This window comes from Brenneria roseae subsp. americana (genome assembly GCF_003115815.1).
In the GTDB taxonomy this organism is placed as follows: Bacteria; Pseudomonadota; Gammaproteobacteria; order Enterobacterales; family Enterobacteriaceae; genus Brenneria; species Brenneria roseae.
Genome location: NZ_QDKJ01000002.1, coordinates 258773 through 274811, shown reverse-complemented (window position 1 = coordinate 274811; position 16039 = coordinate 258773). Strand labels below are relative to the sequence as shown.

The following is a 16039-nucleotide window of genomic DNA, read 5'->3' as shown; positions in this document are numbered from 1 at the left end:
CGCAGCGGTTAAACAGGGCGGATACTCTCTTCGTCCAGTTCCGCATCAAAGAAACGCCGCAGCGTTTGAATCGTATTATCAGCCAGAATCGACTGGCGTGCCTGCGCCAGCTTTTCTTCATAAATCGCCTGACGCCATTCCAGCGGCGTCAGCACCGCGGGATTATCATCTTCGGTCACCGACAGCGTTATCGGATGACCGTAGTGCGCCGTCAGCGCTTCCGTCAGCGTTTCCTGCGCCGCGGGTGAATTCAGGTGACGCTGGGAAGAACGCAGATGCAGATGTATTTTACCTGCCTCGGGGATCTCCCTGAAGGCATTTAACGCCAGCTGTTGTACCAGTTTTGGTAACGACAGGCGATTAATTTCCGCCGCCCATTCATCACGCTCCAGTGACTCCTCCGCCAACCGTGCCGCCAGTTCAGGCGTTTTTTCATGCTCCAACGCAGAACGCAACGCTTTCGGCGTGGTGACATCCGCTTTTATCTCCTCAGCCTTGTTCTGCGCACGCCAGCGATAAGCTTCCGGTTTTTTGGCGGAAACGGAAGCCGTATCCTTTTCATTTTTCCGCTGCATGCTGCGCTCGGTCACCGAGGCTAAACGCTCAAGCGCCGAGGTTGCCGGCCGCGTTTTATCAGACGCTGCCGGTTCAGCCTTTTTTGGCGGAGTTGTCCCCTGCTTGCGCAATAGCCGGCTACGCGCCTGTAGCAGTTGCGATGTGGTATCAGAAAGGCCGCTATCAACCGTATCCGGGGGAGGCGCAGATGCCGCATACTCGGCGTCTGCGGCGCCGGAAGCATAGTCGGCAGGCGGCACGGGCATGTCCGTCGGATAAGATGGCGCGAACGCATTATCCTGCGGCGCATTGCCTTGCGGCGTAGCGGTATTGGCGATTGCCGCCGCCGGCGTTGAGGGAGACGGTCTTGTACTCACCGGCGGCGCCGACGCAGGCGCTTCAATTATCTGTTGCGGGTGAAATGCCAACGCCCGCAGCAACGTCATTTCCACGCCCATGCGGCGATCCGGCGCATAGGGCAATTCTTTGCGTCCTATCAGCAGTATCTGGTAGTAAAGCTGCACATCCGCAGGCGGTAGCGCCCGGGCCAAATCCCGCAGGCGGGCTTCAACCGACGCATAATCGTGACTCAATGCCGTCGGCAACAATTGAACCATGGCGATACGATGCAGTAACGTCAGGGTTTCCACCAGCAGCGCCTCCCAGTCGACGCCTCGCGCTGCCGCCTGATCGAGCAGGGACATCACGTGCTCGCTATCGGCTTTCACCAGCGCTTCGATAATCGCCAGCGGCTGCTCATCATCCAGCGTTCCCAGCATCCGACTAACGGATTCGGTCGTCACCTGACCTTGTCCCATGGCGATCGCCTGATCGGTCAGGCTCAGCGCATCGCGCAGGCTGCCATCGGCGGCACGCGCCAGCAACTGTAACGCCCGGGGTTCGCTGACCAGTTGTTCAGCCTGCAACACCTGCTCCAGATGCGCCCGAATCTGTTCAACATCCAGCGCTTTCAGATGGAATTGCAGGCAGCGTGACAAAATTGTCACCGGCAGCTTTTGCGGATCGGTGGTCGCCAGCAGGAATTTGACGTGCGGCGGCGGCTCTTCCAGCGTTTTCAGCAACGCATTGAAACTGTGCCGCGATAGCATATGAACTTCATCGATCAGGTAGACCTTGAAGCGACCGCGCGCCGGCGCATACTGCACGTTATCCAGTAGTTCGCGGGTGTCTTCGACCTTGGTGCGGGAAGCCGCATCGATCTCGATTAAATCGACAAAACGACCTTGCTCGATCTCACGGCAGTTCTCACATTGTCCACAAGGGGTCGCTGTTACGCCCTGCTCGCAATTCAGCCCTTTTGCCAGCAAACGCGCGATGGTGGTCTTCCCTACGCCGCGCGTACCGGAAAACAGATAGGCATGATGGATTCTGCCTAAAGAAAGGCCATTGGCCAATGCGGTCAGTACATGCTCTTGACCAACGACATTGGCAAAGGTTTGGGGACGCCACTTACGGGCAAGAACCTGATAGCTCATCAATACCGCAACAGTTGAGTTATTGAGGAGGTCATGCTAACACAGCCTCGCCGTTATCGGCGAGGCTGTTATGATTAATGTCCGGGGAAGTCAACCAGGCTATAGCAGTGCACGCCCATCGCTTCCAGACGTTGTGTTCCACCCAAATCGAACAGGTTGATGACAAAAGCGGCGTCGGTGACGTGACCACCCAAACGGCGAATCAGTTTTACCGTCGCTTCAATCGTCCCGCCGGTTGCCAGCAGATCGTCGATAACCAGTACGTTATCCGCGGCATTGATTGCATCTGAGTGGATTTCCAGACTGTCGGAACCATATTCCAGTTCGTAGCTCTCGCTGATGGTGGGACGCGGCAGTTTGCCTGGCTTGCGAACAGGAACGAAACCAACGCCCAGCGCCAGAGCAACTGGCGCGCCGAACAGGAAACCACGCGCTTCCGTTCCCACGACTTTGGTAATACCGGCATCGCGGTAACGATCGGTCAACATCTCGATGCTGGCAGCATAAGCGGCAGGATCTTCCAGCAGACTCGTTACATCGCGAAACAGAATCCCCGGTTTTGGGTAGTCGGGAATGCTTTTAATACTGTTTTTAATCAATTCTGGCTGCTGCGCTGTCATCATATCTGTGCCTGATAAAACGTTCTAACATACTAATGCTGACCCCCACACCACTTCCAGCACTTCATCTGCCAGTGAATTGACACACTTGCGAAAGAAAGGAAATGGCGGCCGGCGCACGAAAACGGTCAAATCTAGTCAAACTGGCAGATAAAAGCAACCATCTGCACGGCGTCAGCGCGCTTTTTGTAACGGCTGTCGAGCCTCGTCGCCCAACGGCTAACGCCATGCGTTATTAAAAATTTCTTCCGGAAATTTTTTGTTGTTCCGGATCAATAACCGGTAAACGAAGCATAAAGGTCAATAAAATTGCCAGAATCACCAGTAGCAAGACTCTTACCCAGATCATTTTAACCAGCCAAAGCGAGAGCGCAAACGTTAACAAAATAACGGCAACCGCCTTCCACTTTGCTCCCGGCGGTAACGCCCGGTATTGCTGCCAATGACGTAAATAACCGCCGAACCATGAACGGTAAAGCAGCCAATAATGAAAACGCGGAGACGAACGGGCAAAACACCACGCCGCCAATAATAGAAACGGCGTAGTCGGCAGCAGGGGCAACACCACGCCAAGCGTTGCCAGCACCACAGCGATCCACCCTAATATTATCAGCGCCACACGATACATATTCACCCTTGCGATCTAAAAACATCGGCTATGACAATGACACTTTATCACCAACTTTTTCGACTGGTTAGTTAAGATATTCTCATTCCGGATAACGACAATAACTTGTACCGACCTATCATTACAGGCAAGCTGGGCTATCCGCTTGGCGTAGGGGAATAATGTGAACACTCACAAACTGCTGCTGGTTCTTGAACAGCAGATTGCAACGCTGGCAAAAGAAATTGAGCCGATCGCGGATAAATCCATTTCACAGTCGCGTTTTGATCGTCAATTATTTAGCAGCTATGGTACACGCCTGAAAGATTACTTCGCGGAAGTCAGCCAGAACTTACATTTGATCCGGCAACTGGTAGCGGAACAACGCACGGAACAGGTCGCCTTCATGGCAGAAAAACTGGTCAGTCAAATTACGGCACTACAACGCGAGTCAGCCACACAATCTTTACGGCGCCAGGAACAACCCACCATCCCCTCAGCAGACGATCTCTACCATAAATTAGCGGAACATCAAGGTTACGAACGCCGCCTGCTCTCCATGATTCAGGACAGGGAAAGCCTGCTCAGTACACAAACATTATTCAGTGAACAACAGCGGCTGCAAAAAGAGCTGGCCGCGCTGGAAGGCCGACTATCGCGCTGTCGGCAGGCACTCTCCCGACTGGAACGCTTAATCGAACGCAACGAGCAGGGCCTGTAAATTGTGTGGTCTTTCTGCTATATCTGAAAGACCCATGCAGAATACGATGGAGGGGAATCCGTTATGTCGCTGGAAAATGCGCCCCCGGAGATCAAACTGGCAGTCGATCTGATCATGTTATTGGAAGATAACCAAATTGAACCGCAGCTTGCCCTGGCTGCCCTGGAAATCGTACGCGAAGACTTTCAGAAGAAGGCGCAGCGGGAGAAAAAACCTACTGAAGCGTAGCCCTCAAAGCACCGACAGGGACAAGCGCCCGTCGCCCATATCAACGACACAGCCAGATCGAGCGATATTCAATGAGCCGCTCAAACCGCAGTATGACGAATGGCAGTGCTGAAGCGAAGCATATCAATAAAAGCATCTGTCAATGTGGGCGCGTCCTGTTCAAGGTTGAAACTCTCGGGCATGAACAACCAGTTTTCCATAATGCCCGAAAAATAGGCGCGTAATGCGATAGCGGCGCGACGGGGATGAATATCCGCCGGCAGCATCCCCAAACGGATACATCGTATCAAGTTATCTTCAATATCGGTGTAGCAGGAAAGATAAAGCGCTTTGCGGGCGTTATAAGATTGTAGCATTTCACCTACAAACTCACATTTATGAAAAATGATTTCCATCATGGAGCGCCACTGAGGGTCACTGACGGTTAAACGGAGCATATAAATCAATAATTCACGCATCACAAGGAGTGGATTATCAGGGAATTTTGTCTGATACTCTATTTCAAAATCACTGATTTTTGCTTCTGCTAATGCCCATATTTCATCAAATAATTCAGCTTTGTTTTTGAAATGCCAGTAAATAGCGCCACGGGTAACTCCTGCGGCAGCGGCAATATCAGCCAGTGACGTAGCAGATACACCATGCTCTGAGAATACTCTCAACGCTGCATCAATTATTTGTCGTCGGGTTTCTTGAGCCTGTAGTTTGGTTTTTCGTGCCATATCGCTGTATTTGAAGGAAAGTGTGATTTACATACATTCGAGTATGTATGTAACATAGCATGAAGATAAGACTATCGCAGCAATGGGTTTTAAGCACGTGATCCATTGGTCAATTTCAAATCGGACACTTGAGGTTTATCTATGAACAAAAACAGAGGGCTAACGCCTCTGGCGGCAGTTCTGATGCTTTCTGGCGGCTTAATTCTCGCAGGGTGCGACAGTAGTGAAAATCAGCAGGCTGACGCGCAACAACAGGCTCCTGAAGTGGGTATTGTGACATTGAAAACGCAGTCATTGAATGTCACGACCGACTTGCCTGGCCGTACCAACGCCTATCGCATTGCAGAAGTCCGCCCTCAGGTCGGTGGCATTATCCTGAAACGCAACTTTGTTGAAGGAAGTGATATTCAGGCGGGCGCATCACTGTATCAGATCGATCCTGCGACGTATGAGGCCAATTATAATAGTGCCAGAGGCTCATTAGCACAGGCACAGGCCAGCGCTGAAATCGCTCGTTTAACCGTTAATCGTTACAAACCTCTGCTGGGAACCAATTACATCAGCAAACAGGATTACGATCAGGCTGTTGCAACGTCCCGTCAGGCTGATGCCGCTGTTCAGGCCGCGCAAGCCGCGGTAGATACCGCTCAGATCAACCTCGCTTATACCAAAGTAAGTTCGCCAATCTCCGGTCGGATTGGTAAATCCACGGTAACAGAAGGCGCGCTGGTTTCTACCGGTCAAACCACCGCATTAACCACCGTACAGCAGTTGGATCCGATGTATGTCGATGTCACGCAATCCAGTAATGATTTCCTGCAACTGAAGAAAGAACTGGAAAACGGCACGCTGAAACAGAACGAAGGTAAAGCGACCGTTCGTCTGCTGCTGGAGGATGGTTCAGAATACGGCCATCCGGGTACGCTGGAGTTTTCGGACGTGACCGTTGATGAAACCACAGGTTCAATCACCTTACGGGCCATTTTCCCTAACCCGCAACACGACCTTCTGCCCGGCATGTTTGTACGTGCGCGTCTCGAGTCCGGTATAAACAATAATGCGTTACTGGTTCCACAGCAGGGAATCACCCGCGATCCACGCGGTGAAGCAACGGCGATGCTGGTCGGAGAAGGCGATAAAGTCGAACCGCGGTCGCTTAAAACCAGTAAAGCAATTGGTGACAAATGGTTGGTTACGGAAGGCTTGAAAGAAGGCGATCGCGTTATTCTCACCGGCCTGCAAAAAATCAGACCCGGTGTACAAGTGAAGGCCCAAGAAGTCGCTCAAGATAATGAGCAGCCGCAGCAAGCGTCGGCTGAACCCGCGAAGTCTTAACAGGAGCCGGTAATTCATGGCTAAGTTTTTTATAGATCGCCCCATTTTTGCATGGGTACTCGCCATTATAGTGATGCTGGCGGGGTTGCTGGCAATTGTAAAATTGCCCATTGCCCAATATCCGACGATCGCGCCACCCGCAATTGAAGTGACAGCAAATTATCCGGGGGCCGATGCGTCAACGCTGCAAGACTCTGTTACGCAGGTTATCGAACAGAATATGAACGGTATCGATAATCTGATGTACATGGCATCAAGCAGTGACTCATCTGGTACCGTGCAGATTACCTTGACCTTTGATGCCGGCACCAACGCCGACATTGCTCAGGTTCAGGTACAAAACAAGCTGCAATTGGCAATGCCTTTACTGCCTCAGGAAGTTCAGCAACAAGGGGTGAACGTCCAGAAATCCAGCAGCAGCTTCTTGATGGTCGCAGCCTTCATCAGTGAAGACGGCAAATTATCGCAGGAAGATATTGCGGACTATGTGGCGGCCAACGTCAAAGATCCGATCAGCCGGACTTCCGGCGTGGGTGATGCACAGCTGTTTGGCGCACAGTACGCAATGCGTATCTGGCTGGACCCGAACAAGCTGAATAACTATCAGTTGACGACCAGTGACGTAACCTCAGCTATCACGGTGCAGAACAACCAGATTGCGGCCGGCCAATTGGGCGGTTCGCCGCCGGTTCCCGGCCAGCAGTTGAACTCGTCAATCATTGCGCAAACCCGTCTGAACTCGCCGGAGCAATTCTCGCAGATTCTGCTGAAGGTGAACACGGATGGCTCACAGGTTCGTTTAAAGGACGTAGCGCGTGTCGAACTCGGTGCCGAAAGCTATGACATTATCGCCCGCTTCAACGGTCAACCCGCTGCGGGTATCGGTATCAAACTGGCAACCGGTGCGAATGCGCTGGATACGGCAACCGCAGTAAAAAATGAACTGTCCAACCTGGAAGAATTCTTTCCTTCCGGGCTGAAAGTCGTTTATCCCTATGACACAACCCCTTTCGTTAAAATCTCAATTAACGAAGTGGTAAAAACACTGGCAGAAGCTATCGTACTGGTTTTTCTGGTGATGTATCTGTTCTTGCAGAACTTCCGCGCCACGCTGATCCCTACGATTGCGGTACCGGTTGTTCTGCTGGGTACGTTCGCCATCCTCTCGGCCTTTGGTTACTCCATTAATACCTTGACCATGTTTGCGATGGTTCTGGCAATCGGGCTTCTGGTGGATGATGCCATCGTCGTGGTCGAAAACGTGGAACGCGTCATGGCGGAGGAAGGATTGCCGCCGAAAGAAGCGACAAAACGCTCCATGGAACAGATCCAGGGCGCGCTGGTTGGTATTGCCCTGGTTCTGTCAGCAGTATTCGTCCCCATGGCGTTCACTGGCGGATCCACAGGGGCCATTTACCGTCAGTTCTCCATCACGATTGTTTCCGCAATGGTGCTGTCTGTGCTGGTGGCATTGATTCTGACCCCTGCCCTCTGCGCCACGCTGTTGAAACCTATTGCCAAAGGCGATCATGGCGAGAAAACGGGATTTTTCGGCTGGTTCAACAGACTGTTTGAAAAAAGCTCTCACCATTACACCGACAGCGTAGCAAATATCCTGCGCAGCACGGGTCGTTATCTGGTCATCTATCTGCTAATTGTTGTGGGTCTGGCGCTCCTGTTCCTGCGTTTGCCAAGTTCTTTCTTGCCGGACGAAGATCAGGGGGTTCTGCTGAATATTGTGCAGCTACCCGCAGGTGCAACGCAGGAAAATACCCAGAAAATCATGGACAGCGTATCCAAGTACTACATGGAGAATGAAAAGGACAACGTTCAATCAGTCTTTACGGTTACTGGTTTCGGTTTTTCTGGCCGCGGCCAGAATGCGGGATTGGCGTTCGCCAGTCTCAAAGACTGGAACGAGCGTCGTGGCGATGAGAATAAAGTTACCGCTATCGCCGGCAGAGCAAACGCCGTATTCAGCCAAATTAAAGAGGCTATCGTTATTGCAGCCAACATCCCTGCGATTGTCGAACTGGGTACTGCTACCGGTTTCGACTTCCAGTTGATCGATCAGGCTAACCTCGGTCACGAAAAACTGACGGAGGCCCGTAACCAACTCTTGGGTATGGCCGCTCAGCGCCCTGACACGCTGGTGAAAGTTCGACCTAACGGCATGGAAGATACACCGCAGTTCCGACTTGATATTGACCATGAAAAAGCTCAGGCGCTGGGTGTTTCCTTGTCGGATATCAACGCGACACTGGCGACGGCCCTGGGCGGAAGCTACGTGAATGACTTTATCGACCGCGGCCGCGTGAAAAAAGTGTACGTTCAGGCGGATGCGCCTTTCCGTATGCTCCCGGATGATATCAAGGCCTGGTATATCCGCGGCAGTAACGGACAGATGGTGCCATTCTCGGCGTTCACCCAAAGTCATTGGGAATATGGTTCACCACGTCTGGAACGTTACAACGGCCAGCCTTCTATGCAAATCCAGGGGGAAGCCGTTCCAGGCAAGAGTACGGGTGAAGCCATGGCATTGATGGAAGAGTTTGTGACCAAATTGCCACAGGGCATCGGTTACGAATGGACGGGTATGTCTTACCAGGAACGTTTGTCAGGTAATCAGGCTCCTGCAATCTATGCTATTTCATTGATTGTGGTCTTCCTGTGTCTGGCGGCGCTTTATGAAAGCTGGTCCATCCCATTCTCCGTCATGCTGGTTGTACCACTGGGTATTATTGGCGCGTTGATCGCCGCCAATATGCGTGGTCTTGAAAACGACGTTTACTTCAAGGTAGGCCTGCTGACAACCATAGGGTTATCCGCGAAAAACGCCATATTGATCGTCGAGTTTGCCAAAGACCTGATGGAGAAAGAAGGCAAGGGTCTGATTGAAGCAACGTTGGACGCCGTCCGTATGCGTTTGCGCCCAATACTGATGACATCACTTGCCTTCATTCTTGGTGTACTGCCGCTGGTCATCAGCTCAGGTGCCGGCTCCGGTGCACAGAACGCCGTGGGTACAGGCGTGATGGGTGGGATGATCACCGCTACCGTTCTGGCGATATTCTTCGTTCCAGTGTTCTTTGTGGTGGTACGCCGCCGCTTCGGAAAGAAGATTGACGAGTCAGAACAGCATCACAAGGTAGAGCCTCACTAAGGCTTAATCCACTTCTCTCCAAGGCCGCGAATGCGGCCTTTTTACTGCCCGCCTTCCTCAGCCGCAAAGCAAAGTAACCACTCAAATATCAGGGTTGATTCATGTAGCAAAAAAGCGCAATATATGGATATGTTATAACATAACATTTAAGGCGACTATGAAAGCAAATATTCATCCTGATTATCGGACGGTGGTATTCCATGATACCAGTGCCGGCGTGTACTACCATATTGGCTCAACCATCAGAACGGATCGCACCATCGAGCTGGAAGGCGTCAGCTATCCCTATGTCACTATTGATGTTTCTTCGGCATCTCACCCTTACTATACCGGGAAACAGAAAGAATATGCGAAAGAAGGCAGCACAGCTCGCTTCCAGCAGCGTTTTGGACACTTCTTTAAGTAAAGAGAGGAATTATTCATATGCAGGTACTTAGCTCGCTGCGATCGGCAAAAAACCGTCATAAAGACTGTGTCGTGGTACGTCGCCGTGGACGTGTCTATGTTATATGTAAAAGCAATCCACGCTTTAAGGCCGTACAAGGCAGGAAAAAGAAAAAAGGTTAACGATTTTCTTATAAAATTACTCCAGCTCTGTTATGCATGTAATGGAGCTTTTTTTATAAACCATTAAATAAAAACAGATAAAACAATAAGATAATATCACCGCCACCCTCTTGTGAGATCACCTCGCCATCTCGATTTTATAACAGAATTAATTTGGTTATCTAATATCAAGATTATTCTCTGACTATTCACATCATCAAAATGACGGTCATTTAATCCTGAAAAATAGCCTCGAAAAGCTTATCTATTACCCGCGAATCTTGCTGACGATTTTGCTATAGTCATAGGGGAATGACGTAATTTGTATCAGCATGGTATAGTTTAGACGCCATGTGTTAGTATTAAAGTAGAAAGTGAGCTTGTTGATATCAGGAAGTACAGTGGTCGTTGTTGCCTAATTTATGACTGTCAGAATCATAGAGATAACGATTTTGATCGTGGCGTCATGAATACAGAAACAGGGCTAAAATCTTCTATGAGTTTCGTCAGTCTACCTGTTTACCAGGTGTTAACCGAAGTAACACTGAATAACGGCTTAACGGAGGGATTGATATGGATGAGTACACACCGAAACATTATGATATTGCCCAACTCAGATTCTTATGTGAGAATCTGTGCGACGAAAGCATTGCAACGTTAGGCGATAGCAGTCACGGCTGGGTCAATGACCCTACATCTGCGATCAATCTCCAATTAAATGAACTTATTGAGCATATCGCTACATTTATTCTCACATTTAAAATAAAATACCCTGACGAAAACAAGCTTTCCCAGCAGGTTGAAAAGTATTTAGATGATACCTACGTTTTGTTTAGCAACTACGGCATCAATGACGCCGAGCTACGCCGTTGGCAGAAATCTAAAGACAAATTATTCGGAATGTTCTCAGAAGCGAACATCTGTACGCCTGCTAAAACTTAAGCAATAATTTATCTTATATTTATTAACCACCAGGTACTGTTTGCACAAAGGCCATTATGAAAAAAATCGATTATTTGATGCGTTTACGTAAATGCACAACCATTGACACGCTTGAACGCGTTATTGAGAAAAACAAGTATGAACTCTCTAATGATGAGCTGGAGATGTTCTATTCCGCAGCGGATCACCGTCTGGCAGAACTGACGATGAACAAGCTTTATGACAAAGTCCCCACCGCGGTATGGAAATACGTTCGTTAATTCTCAGACGCAAAGTATACAAACGTTGATATAAAATACATTGTGCCGATAACCCTTTATCGGCCATTACTCTTGTTTTGTTTATTAATGTATTAACAAAGCAAAACTTGTAACAAAGTGTATTCGCAATGAAAGCAATAATTAGTATAGTATTTTTTTATAAACATTATTAAATTCCAGCCTCTCCTCATTTTTACCAGCCTCATTGATAGCCCAATCAATAACCAAAGCTATTCTTTATATATCCCCCCGATAGATTTCGAGATACTGGCAGGCAAACGCGCAATCGGGTTCGTTCTTATACGAGTCAGTGGCTTGAGCGATATCCAGGATGATAGATAAATACGCGATAAGCAGGCAATAACGAAATAGACAAAAGCCCCACTCACGGCACAACGTGTCTGATTCTTCTTAAACAGGGGAAACACCAGCACGCGGTAAGCAAACGCTTTTCTGGATACCAAAGAAAATTAATACGGGAGATAAAATTGGTGGAGGCCCTGCCAGCTACATCCCGGCACACACGTCTCCTGCTGCGGCTGCTTCCTTCCGGACCTGACCGAGTCCACAGGTTAATGTTGCGGGAGAACCGACAGAGCCTCCATTGACGACTCAATGACAAGATATTTTGCTATCTTGCTAAAGAGCGGAGGGCATTATCGGTGATGGGATGGCCAATTGCAAGCTAACACATTCCAACCGTTGTTTTCTTACCCATACTGCTATGTCACTATACACTTTTCTTCACTGTGCCAAACTCAAAAAGACAGGAACGCGTTGATGACAGGAGAAAATGACAATTTTCGCCAGCGTATTTTCCAAATTGTAGCGGCCATCCCTTACGGCAAAGTAACAACCTATGGTGAAGTGGCGATGTTGGCTGGATCTCCACGCGCCTCCAGACAAGTTGGCGGCGTGTTAAAGCGCCTACCCAATGACAGCAAACTTCCGTGGCACCGGGTGATTAACCGCAAAGGTGAAATATCGCTCATTGGTGCAGACTATCAGCGCCAAAAATCCGCCTTGTTGTCAGAAGGGATTGTCTTTGACCGCTACGGCAAGATCGATCTGCGACGCTTCAAGTGGCAGTACGCACCCTAGCTCTGTGCGTACTGTCTACCGATTACCAGCCCGACTGTACAGGCTGTGGAGATATTATTGGCGATGTCGTGGTGGATGGCTGTAGCGTCCCTGAACTTTGAGCCTGCCCAACCGGAGATAATACCGAGTCTGAATGACTGGTAGGTAACGGAACCGAAGCGACCGGAACCAGGACCAGATCGGCGTTATTCACCCCATTGGAGATAACCGGTAAAACATTCTCCGTCACCATGACGATTCTGTTATCTATCGCAATCGCCGCACTCAACAGAATACGCGCATTAGGCTGGATATCAGCCGGGTTATACGGTAAAGCAAACGGGAAAGGCGCCTGTTTGCCATCGGTACGCATTACGCGCTGGGTAATGACTTTTGAAGGTGCGTCGGAGAGTGATGCATCAGATACCGTCACCGTTAAAACCGCATTGGCCGGCAAAGCGATACGTTGGCGAATATTCACTGTACCGCTGACAGCAGGCATTGAAACGACTGGATTTTGAGACGATGCACCGGTGATTGGCGCTCCGGTTTGAGGAGAAGCGCCATAGTCCCCTCTATCGGCACACGCTGACAGCGCCATTGATAACGTGATACCTAAGATATGCCATAATTTCATTCGGACAGTCTCCTTTTATTTATTCCTGTCAGACTGCCGGTATCAGAAAAACCGGCGTTCCTTAAGCAGTATGGTTCACTTAACACAATAATGATGTGTGCAAAATTCTGATATTTTCATGCGAGATGATTTAAATTACTAAACCAAACCCGTAAATCACTTAATTCCACAATAGGCTGCCTGACAGCATCATGGCTTTAAAACAATGACTATTTCAATTAGTTGAAATACATTAGCCGTTCGGTTTCCTGACATTCAGGCAGGACCATCGGTTAGATAGAGAAGGATGCGAACGCTCCTCAATTTGAAGATAAAGAGTACAAACCATTATCAACCAACGAGGCCGACACCATGAGCCAGGCACTACAAAACCTTCTCGACATCCTGAATCTGGAAAAAATTGAGGAAGGACTATTCCGGGGACAAAGTGATGATTTGGGGCTGCGTCAGGTTTTTGGCGGGCAAGTCGTTGGTCAGGCACTGTCCGCGGCTAAACAAACCGTCCCGACCGAACGACGCATTCACTCATTCCATAGCTATTTTCTGCTACCGGGCGATAGCCAGAAACCCATCATCTACGATGTAGAGAACTTGCGTGACGGCAACAGTTTTAGCGCCCGCCGGGTGAGTGCGATTCAGAATGGCAAACCGATTTTCTACATGACAGCGTCATTTCAGAGTCATGAAGTGGGTTTTGAGCACCAAAACGTGATGCCCGACGTCGCACCACCAGAAGAACTCAAGTCGGAACAAGAGATTGCACAAAGCATGGCGCATTTATTACCCCCTCAGTTTCGGGATAAATTCACCCGACCACGGCCAATCGAGATGCGCCCCGTGAAGTTTCATAACCCGCTAAAAGGGAAAGTCGAAGAACCAGTACGACATGTCTGGTGCAGAGCCAACGGCCCGTTACCGGATGATGAACGCACTCATCAGTATCTGCTTGGCTATACGTCTGATTGCAATTTTCTGTTAACGGCTCTGCAACCTCATGGCGTCGGGTTCCTCGAACCTGGAATGCAGGTCGCGACCATTGACCATTCCATGTGGTTCCATCGCTCTTTCCGTCTGGATGACTGGTTGCTGTATACCGTAGAAAGTACATCCGCATCGGGAGCCAGAGGTTTTGTTCGCGGACAGTTTTATACCCGCGAAGGCGTTTTGATCGCCTCCAGCATTCAGGAAGGCGTAATGCGCCGCCACGCACATTAAAAAACCCATGCTGCCTTAGATACCTGCCCGCCACAAGAAAACAGGGCGCGAGATAATTCTCGCGCCCTGTTTCAATTTATATCAGTAGGACTTGATAAACCTAACGTCGTGACTTACTGGTTGTAAGCATTTTCGCCATGGCTGTTGACGTCCAGACCTTCGCGCTCTTGTTCTTCAGGAACACGCAGACCAACAATCATATCCGCAACCTTGAACGCGATGAACGCTGCGACGCCAGACCACACGAAGCAGACGATAACGCTGAACAACTGTACCCAAACCTGATGAACCATGGTGACGCCTTCCTCGTACCCAGTGCCGCCCAGAGAAGCGGAGGTAAAGACACCCGTCAGGATGCAACCTACGATACCGCATACGCCGTGAACACCGAACACATCACATGGGTCATCAACACGCAGCCATCTTTTCAGTACGGTAACGCCCCACAGACCAGCAAAACCACCCGCCAGACCGATGATCAACGCGCCACCGACGCCGACAGTACCCGCAGCCGGCGTAATGGCAACCAGACCCGCGATACAACCAGAACAGGCGCCCAACAGAGAAGGTTTGCCACGAGCCATCCACTCACCGGCAACCCATGCCAGAATCGCAGCGGCGGTAGCAACAACCGTATTCAGGAAGGCAAGGCCGGCAATTTCATCTGCCGCACCGGCAGAACCGGCGTTAAAGCCGAACCAACCGATGTACAGAATTGCCGTACCAATAAATACCATCGGCAGATTGTGCGGTTTCAACGCTTCTTTACCGAAACCGGCACGTTTGCCCAACAGATAGGCACCGACCAGACCGGCAACAGCGGCGTTAATATGCACCACGGTACCACCGGCAAAGTCCAGAGCGCCATCAGCAGCCAGATAGCCACCGCCCCACACCATGTGCGTCATCGGCAGGTAAGAGAACGTCAGCCACAGCGCAACGAAAATCAGCACCGCAGAGAAACGAATACGTTCAGCAATAGCCCCCACAATCAGCGCGACGGTGATACAGGCGAAAGAAGCCTGATAAGCAACATGAACGTACTGATAAAATGTACCGGTGATCGAATCAATGGCGATGCCTTTCAACATAAAGTTGGCAAAACCGCCAAAGAAAGCGTTACCTTCGCTAAACGCCAGACTATAGCCGTAAACGACCCATAAAATACAAACCAGCGCAAAAGAAATTATCACCTGTGACAACATGGAAAGCACGTTTTTTGAACGGATCAAACCGCCGTAAAACAGTGCGATACCAGGTATAGTCATAAAGAGTACCAGAGCGGTACAAATCATAATAAAAGCGTTATCCGCTTTATCGATCGTTGGAGCTGCAGCCATCGCCCAGGACGGGAGCAAAGCAGCTACACCCAGACCTAATGAGGAGACAAGTTTTTTCATTTTCATCCATCCCTATTTACGAATCTAAGTCAGGTGTTTGTTAAAGTGCGGCTTCGTCAGTTTCACCGGTACGAATACGAATCACCCTTTGCAGTTCAGCGACAAAAATCTTACCGTCGCCAATTTTACCGGTATAGGCAGCTTTGCTGATCACATCGATAACTTCGTCCAGTTGATCATCGGCAATAGCGATATCGATTTTTACTTTCGGCAGAAAGTTAACGCTGTACTCTGCGCCACGATACAGCTCAGCATGCCCTTTCTGGCGTCCAAATCCCTTCACCTCAGTGACGGTGAGCCCCTGGATGCCGACAGAAGATAATGCTTCACGCACATCTTCCAGCTTGAATGGTTTTATCACCACAGTAACCAGTTTCATTCATCTTCCCCCTAACCATTAAGTTCAGACTTACGCCCGCCACTATTAGAATTACATTTTTCGGATTACGATCATCTCGAATTACCTTGCACGTGATTATTAAAGCAAAGGGTGTGCCATAAATGATTTCTCT

17 protein-coding genes, 1 other RNA gene and 1 other annotated feature are annotated in these 16039 nt (G+C 49.8%); of the genes, 10 read left to right on the top strand and 8 right to left on the bottom strand.

From position 1 onward, the window contains the following. Positions 1-8: 8 nt before the first annotated feature. From dnaX to B4923_RS03195, 3 genes are all read right to left on the bottom strand, one after another. Positions 9-2051, bottom strand: a complete 2043-nt coding sequence (dnaX, locus tag B4923_RS03205; protein WP_109052917.1) for a DNA polymerase III subunit gamma/tau — start codon at positions 2049-2051, stop codon at positions 9-11. Next, positions 615-679: a sequence feature (DnaX frameshifting element), on the bottom strand. (Overlaps the previous gene by 65 nt.) A gap of 74 nt (positions 2052-2125) precedes the next feature. After that, on the bottom strand, positions 2126-2674 hold the full coding sequence (gene apt, locus B4923_RS03200) for an adenine phosphoribosyltransferase (RefSeq protein WP_109052916.1): 549 nt from the start codon (positions 2672-2674) through the stop codon (positions 2126-2128). Positions 2675-2906: 232 nt separating this feature from the next. Next, positions 2907-3299: a DUF454 family protein gene (locus tag B4923_RS03195; protein WP_109052915.1), complete on the bottom strand. Its 393-nt coding sequence runs from the start codon at positions 3297-3299 to the stop codon at positions 2907-2909. A 163-nt stretch (positions 3300-3462) separates the two neighbouring features. Between B4923_RS03195 and priC the strand changes: the two genes are divergently transcribed. Next, positions 3463-3999: a primosomal replication protein PriC gene (priC, locus tag B4923_RS03190; RefSeq protein WP_109052914.1), complete on the top strand. Its 537-nt coding sequence runs from the start codon at positions 3463-3465 to the stop codon at positions 3997-3999. A 63-nt stretch (positions 4000-4062) separates the two neighbouring features. Continuing rightward, positions 4063-4227 (top strand): pleiotropic regulatory protein RsmS, encoded by a 165-nt coding sequence (gene rsmS / locus B4923_RS03185; RefSeq protein ID WP_109052913.1) that lies wholly within the window; start codon positions 4063-4065, stop codon positions 4225-4227. Positions 4228-4307: 80 nt separating this feature from the next. Here the strand turns inward: rsmS and acrR are convergent, their stop codons facing one another. After that, positions 4308-4949, bottom strand: coding sequence for a multidrug efflux transporter transcriptional repressor AcrR (gene acrR, locus B4923_RS03180; RefSeq protein WP_109052912.1), 642 nt, complete (start codon positions 4947-4949; stop codon positions 4308-4310). A 141-nt stretch (positions 4950-5090) separates the two neighbouring features. On the opposite strand from acrR, the gene B4923_RS03175 reads away from it, so the two are divergent. From B4923_RS03175 to B4923_RS03150, 6 genes are all read left to right on the top strand, one after another. After that, positions 5091-6284: an efflux RND transporter periplasmic adaptor subunit gene (locus tag B4923_RS03175; RefSeq protein WP_109052911.1), complete on the top strand. Its 1194-nt coding sequence runs from the start codon at positions 5091-5093 to the stop codon at positions 6282-6284. A gap of 16 nt (positions 6285-6300) precedes the next feature. Continuing rightward, positions 6301-9447, top strand: a complete 3147-nt coding sequence (locus B4923_RS03170) for an efflux RND transporter permease subunit (protein WP_109052910.1) — start codon at positions 6301-6303, stop codon at positions 9445-9447. 157 nt (positions 9448-9604) lie between these two features. After that, on the top strand, positions 9605-9853 hold the full coding sequence (locus B4923_RS03165; RefSeq protein WP_109052909.1) for a type B 50S ribosomal protein L31: 249 nt from the start codon (positions 9605-9607) through the stop codon (positions 9851-9853). 17 nt (positions 9854-9870) lie between these two features. Beyond that, positions 9871-10014 carry a type B 50S ribosomal protein L36 gene (gene ykgO / locus B4923_RS03160; protein ID WP_109052908.1) on the top strand — a complete coding sequence of 48 codons (144 nt, stop codon included), beginning with the start codon at positions 9871-9873 and terminating at the stop codon, positions 10012-10014. Between the two features lie 552 nt (positions 10015-10566). Continuing rightward, the gene (tomB, locus tag B4923_RS03155; RefSeq protein WP_109052907.1) at positions 10567-10935 is read left to right on the top strand and encodes an Hha toxicity modulator TomB; all 369 of its coding nucleotides are present in this window, start codon (positions 10567-10569) and stop codon (positions 10933-10935) included. A gap of 56 nt (positions 10936-10991) precedes the next feature. Further along, complete coding sequence (locus B4923_RS03150; protein WP_009114000.1) at positions 10992-11195, top strand: HHA domain-containing protein; 204 nt, start codon at positions 10992-10994, stop codon at positions 11193-11195. A 498-nt stretch (positions 11196-11693) separates the two neighbouring features. Here the strand turns inward: B4923_RS03150 and ffs are convergent. Further along, positions 11694-11790, bottom strand: an RNA gene (gene ffs / locus B4923_RS03145) — signal recognition particle sRNA small type. Between the two features lie 185 nt (positions 11791-11975). On the opposite strand from ffs, the gene B4923_RS03140 reads away from it, so the two are divergent. Then, the gene (locus tag B4923_RS03140) at positions 11976-12296 is read left to right on the top strand and encodes an MGMT family protein (RefSeq protein ID WP_109052906.1); all 321 of its coding nucleotides are present in this window, start codon (positions 11976-11978) and stop codon (positions 12294-12296) included. 22 nt (positions 12297-12318) lie between these two features. On the opposite strand, the gene B4923_RS03135 is transcribed toward B4923_RS03140, so the two are convergent. Then, on the bottom strand, positions 12319-12912 hold the full coding sequence (locus B4923_RS03135) for a YbaY family lipoprotein (RefSeq protein WP_109052905.1): 594 nt from the start codon (positions 12910-12912) through the stop codon (positions 12319-12321). A gap of 351 nt (positions 12913-13263) precedes the next feature. On the opposite strand from B4923_RS03135, the gene tesB reads away from it, so the two are divergent. Continuing rightward, positions 13264-14127, top strand: coding sequence for an acyl-CoA thioesterase II (tesB, locus tag B4923_RS03130; RefSeq protein ID WP_109052904.1), 864 nt, complete (start codon positions 13264-13266; stop codon positions 14125-14127). A 113-nt stretch (positions 14128-14240) separates the two neighbouring features. Here the strand turns inward: tesB and amtB are convergent, their stop codons facing one another. Both amtB and glnK read right to left on the bottom strand, forming a co-directional pair. After that, on the bottom strand, positions 14241-15527 hold the full coding sequence (amtB, locus tag B4923_RS03125) for an ammonium transporter AmtB (RefSeq protein ID WP_170115999.1): 1287 nt from the start codon (positions 15525-15527) through the stop codon (positions 14241-14243). 40 nt (positions 15528-15567) lie between these two features. Then, the gene (gene glnK / locus B4923_RS03120) at positions 15568-15906 is read right to left on the bottom strand and encodes a P-II family nitrogen regulator (RefSeq protein ID WP_002208627.1); all 339 of its coding nucleotides are present in this window, start codon (positions 15904-15906) and stop codon (positions 15568-15570) included. Positions 15907-16039 lie beyond the last annotated feature (133 nt).

What these genes read in the sequence shown, in the direction of transcription:
- dnaX (WP_109052917.1), bottom strand. Translation starts at nt 2,051, where the DNA reads ATGAGCTATCAGGTTCTTGCCCGTAAGTGGCGTCCCCAAACCTTTGCC.
- apt (WP_109052916.1), bottom strand. Translation starts at nt 2,674, where the DNA reads ATGATGACAGCGCAGCAGCCAGAATTGATTAAAAACAGTATTAAAAGC.
- B4923_RS03195 (WP_109052915.1), bottom strand. Translation starts at nt 3,299, where the DNA reads ATGTATCGTGTGGCGCTGATAATATTAGGGTGGATCGCTGTGGTGCTG.
- rsmS (WP_109052913.1), top strand. Translation starts at nt 4,063, where the DNA reads ATGTCGCTGGAAAATGCGCCCCCGGAGATCAAACTGGCAGTCGATCTG.
- acrR (WP_109052912.1), bottom strand. Translation starts at nt 4,949, where the DNA reads ATGGCACGAAAAACCAAACTACAGGCTCAAGAAACCCGACGACAAATA.
- B4923_RS03175 (WP_109052911.1), top strand. Translation starts at nt 5,091, where the DNA reads ATGAACAAAAACAGAGGGCTAACGCCTCTGGCGGCAGTTCTGATGCTT.
- B4923_RS03170 (WP_109052910.1), top strand. Translation starts at nt 6,301, where the DNA reads ATGGCTAAGTTTTTTATAGATCGCCCCATTTTTGCATGGGTACTCGCC.
- B4923_RS03165 (WP_109052909.1), top strand. Translation starts at nt 9,605, where the DNA reads ATGAAAGCAAATATTCATCCTGATTATCGGACGGTGGTATTCCATGAT.
- ykgO (WP_109052908.1), top strand. Translation starts at nt 9,871, where the DNA reads ATGCAGGTACTTAGCTCGCTGCGATCGGCAAAAAACCGTCATAAAGAC.
- tomB (WP_109052907.1), top strand. Translation starts at nt 10,567, where the DNA reads ATGGATGAGTACACACCGAAACATTATGATATTGCCCAACTCAGATTC.
- B4923_RS03150 (WP_009114000.1), top strand. Translation starts at nt 10,992, where the DNA reads ATGAAAAAAATCGATTATTTGATGCGTTTACGTAAATGCACAACCATT.
- B4923_RS03140 (WP_109052906.1), top strand. Translation starts at nt 11,976, where the DNA reads ATGACAGGAGAAAATGACAATTTTCGCCAGCGTATTTTCCAAATTGTA.
- B4923_RS03135 (WP_109052905.1), bottom strand. Translation starts at nt 12,912, where the DNA reads ATGAAATTATGGCATATCTTAGGTATCACGTTATCAATGGCGCTGTCA.
- tesB (WP_109052904.1), top strand. Translation starts at nt 13,264, where the DNA reads ATGAGCCAGGCACTACAAAACCTTCTCGACATCCTGAATCTGGAAAAA.
- amtB (WP_170115999.1), bottom strand. Translation starts at nt 15,527, where the DNA reads ATGAAAAAACTTGTCTCCTCATTAGGTCTGGGTGTAGCTGCTTTGCTC.
- glnK (WP_002208627.1), bottom strand. Translation starts at nt 15,906, where the DNA reads ATGAAACTGGTTACTGTGGTGATAAAACCATTCAAGCTGGAAGATGTG.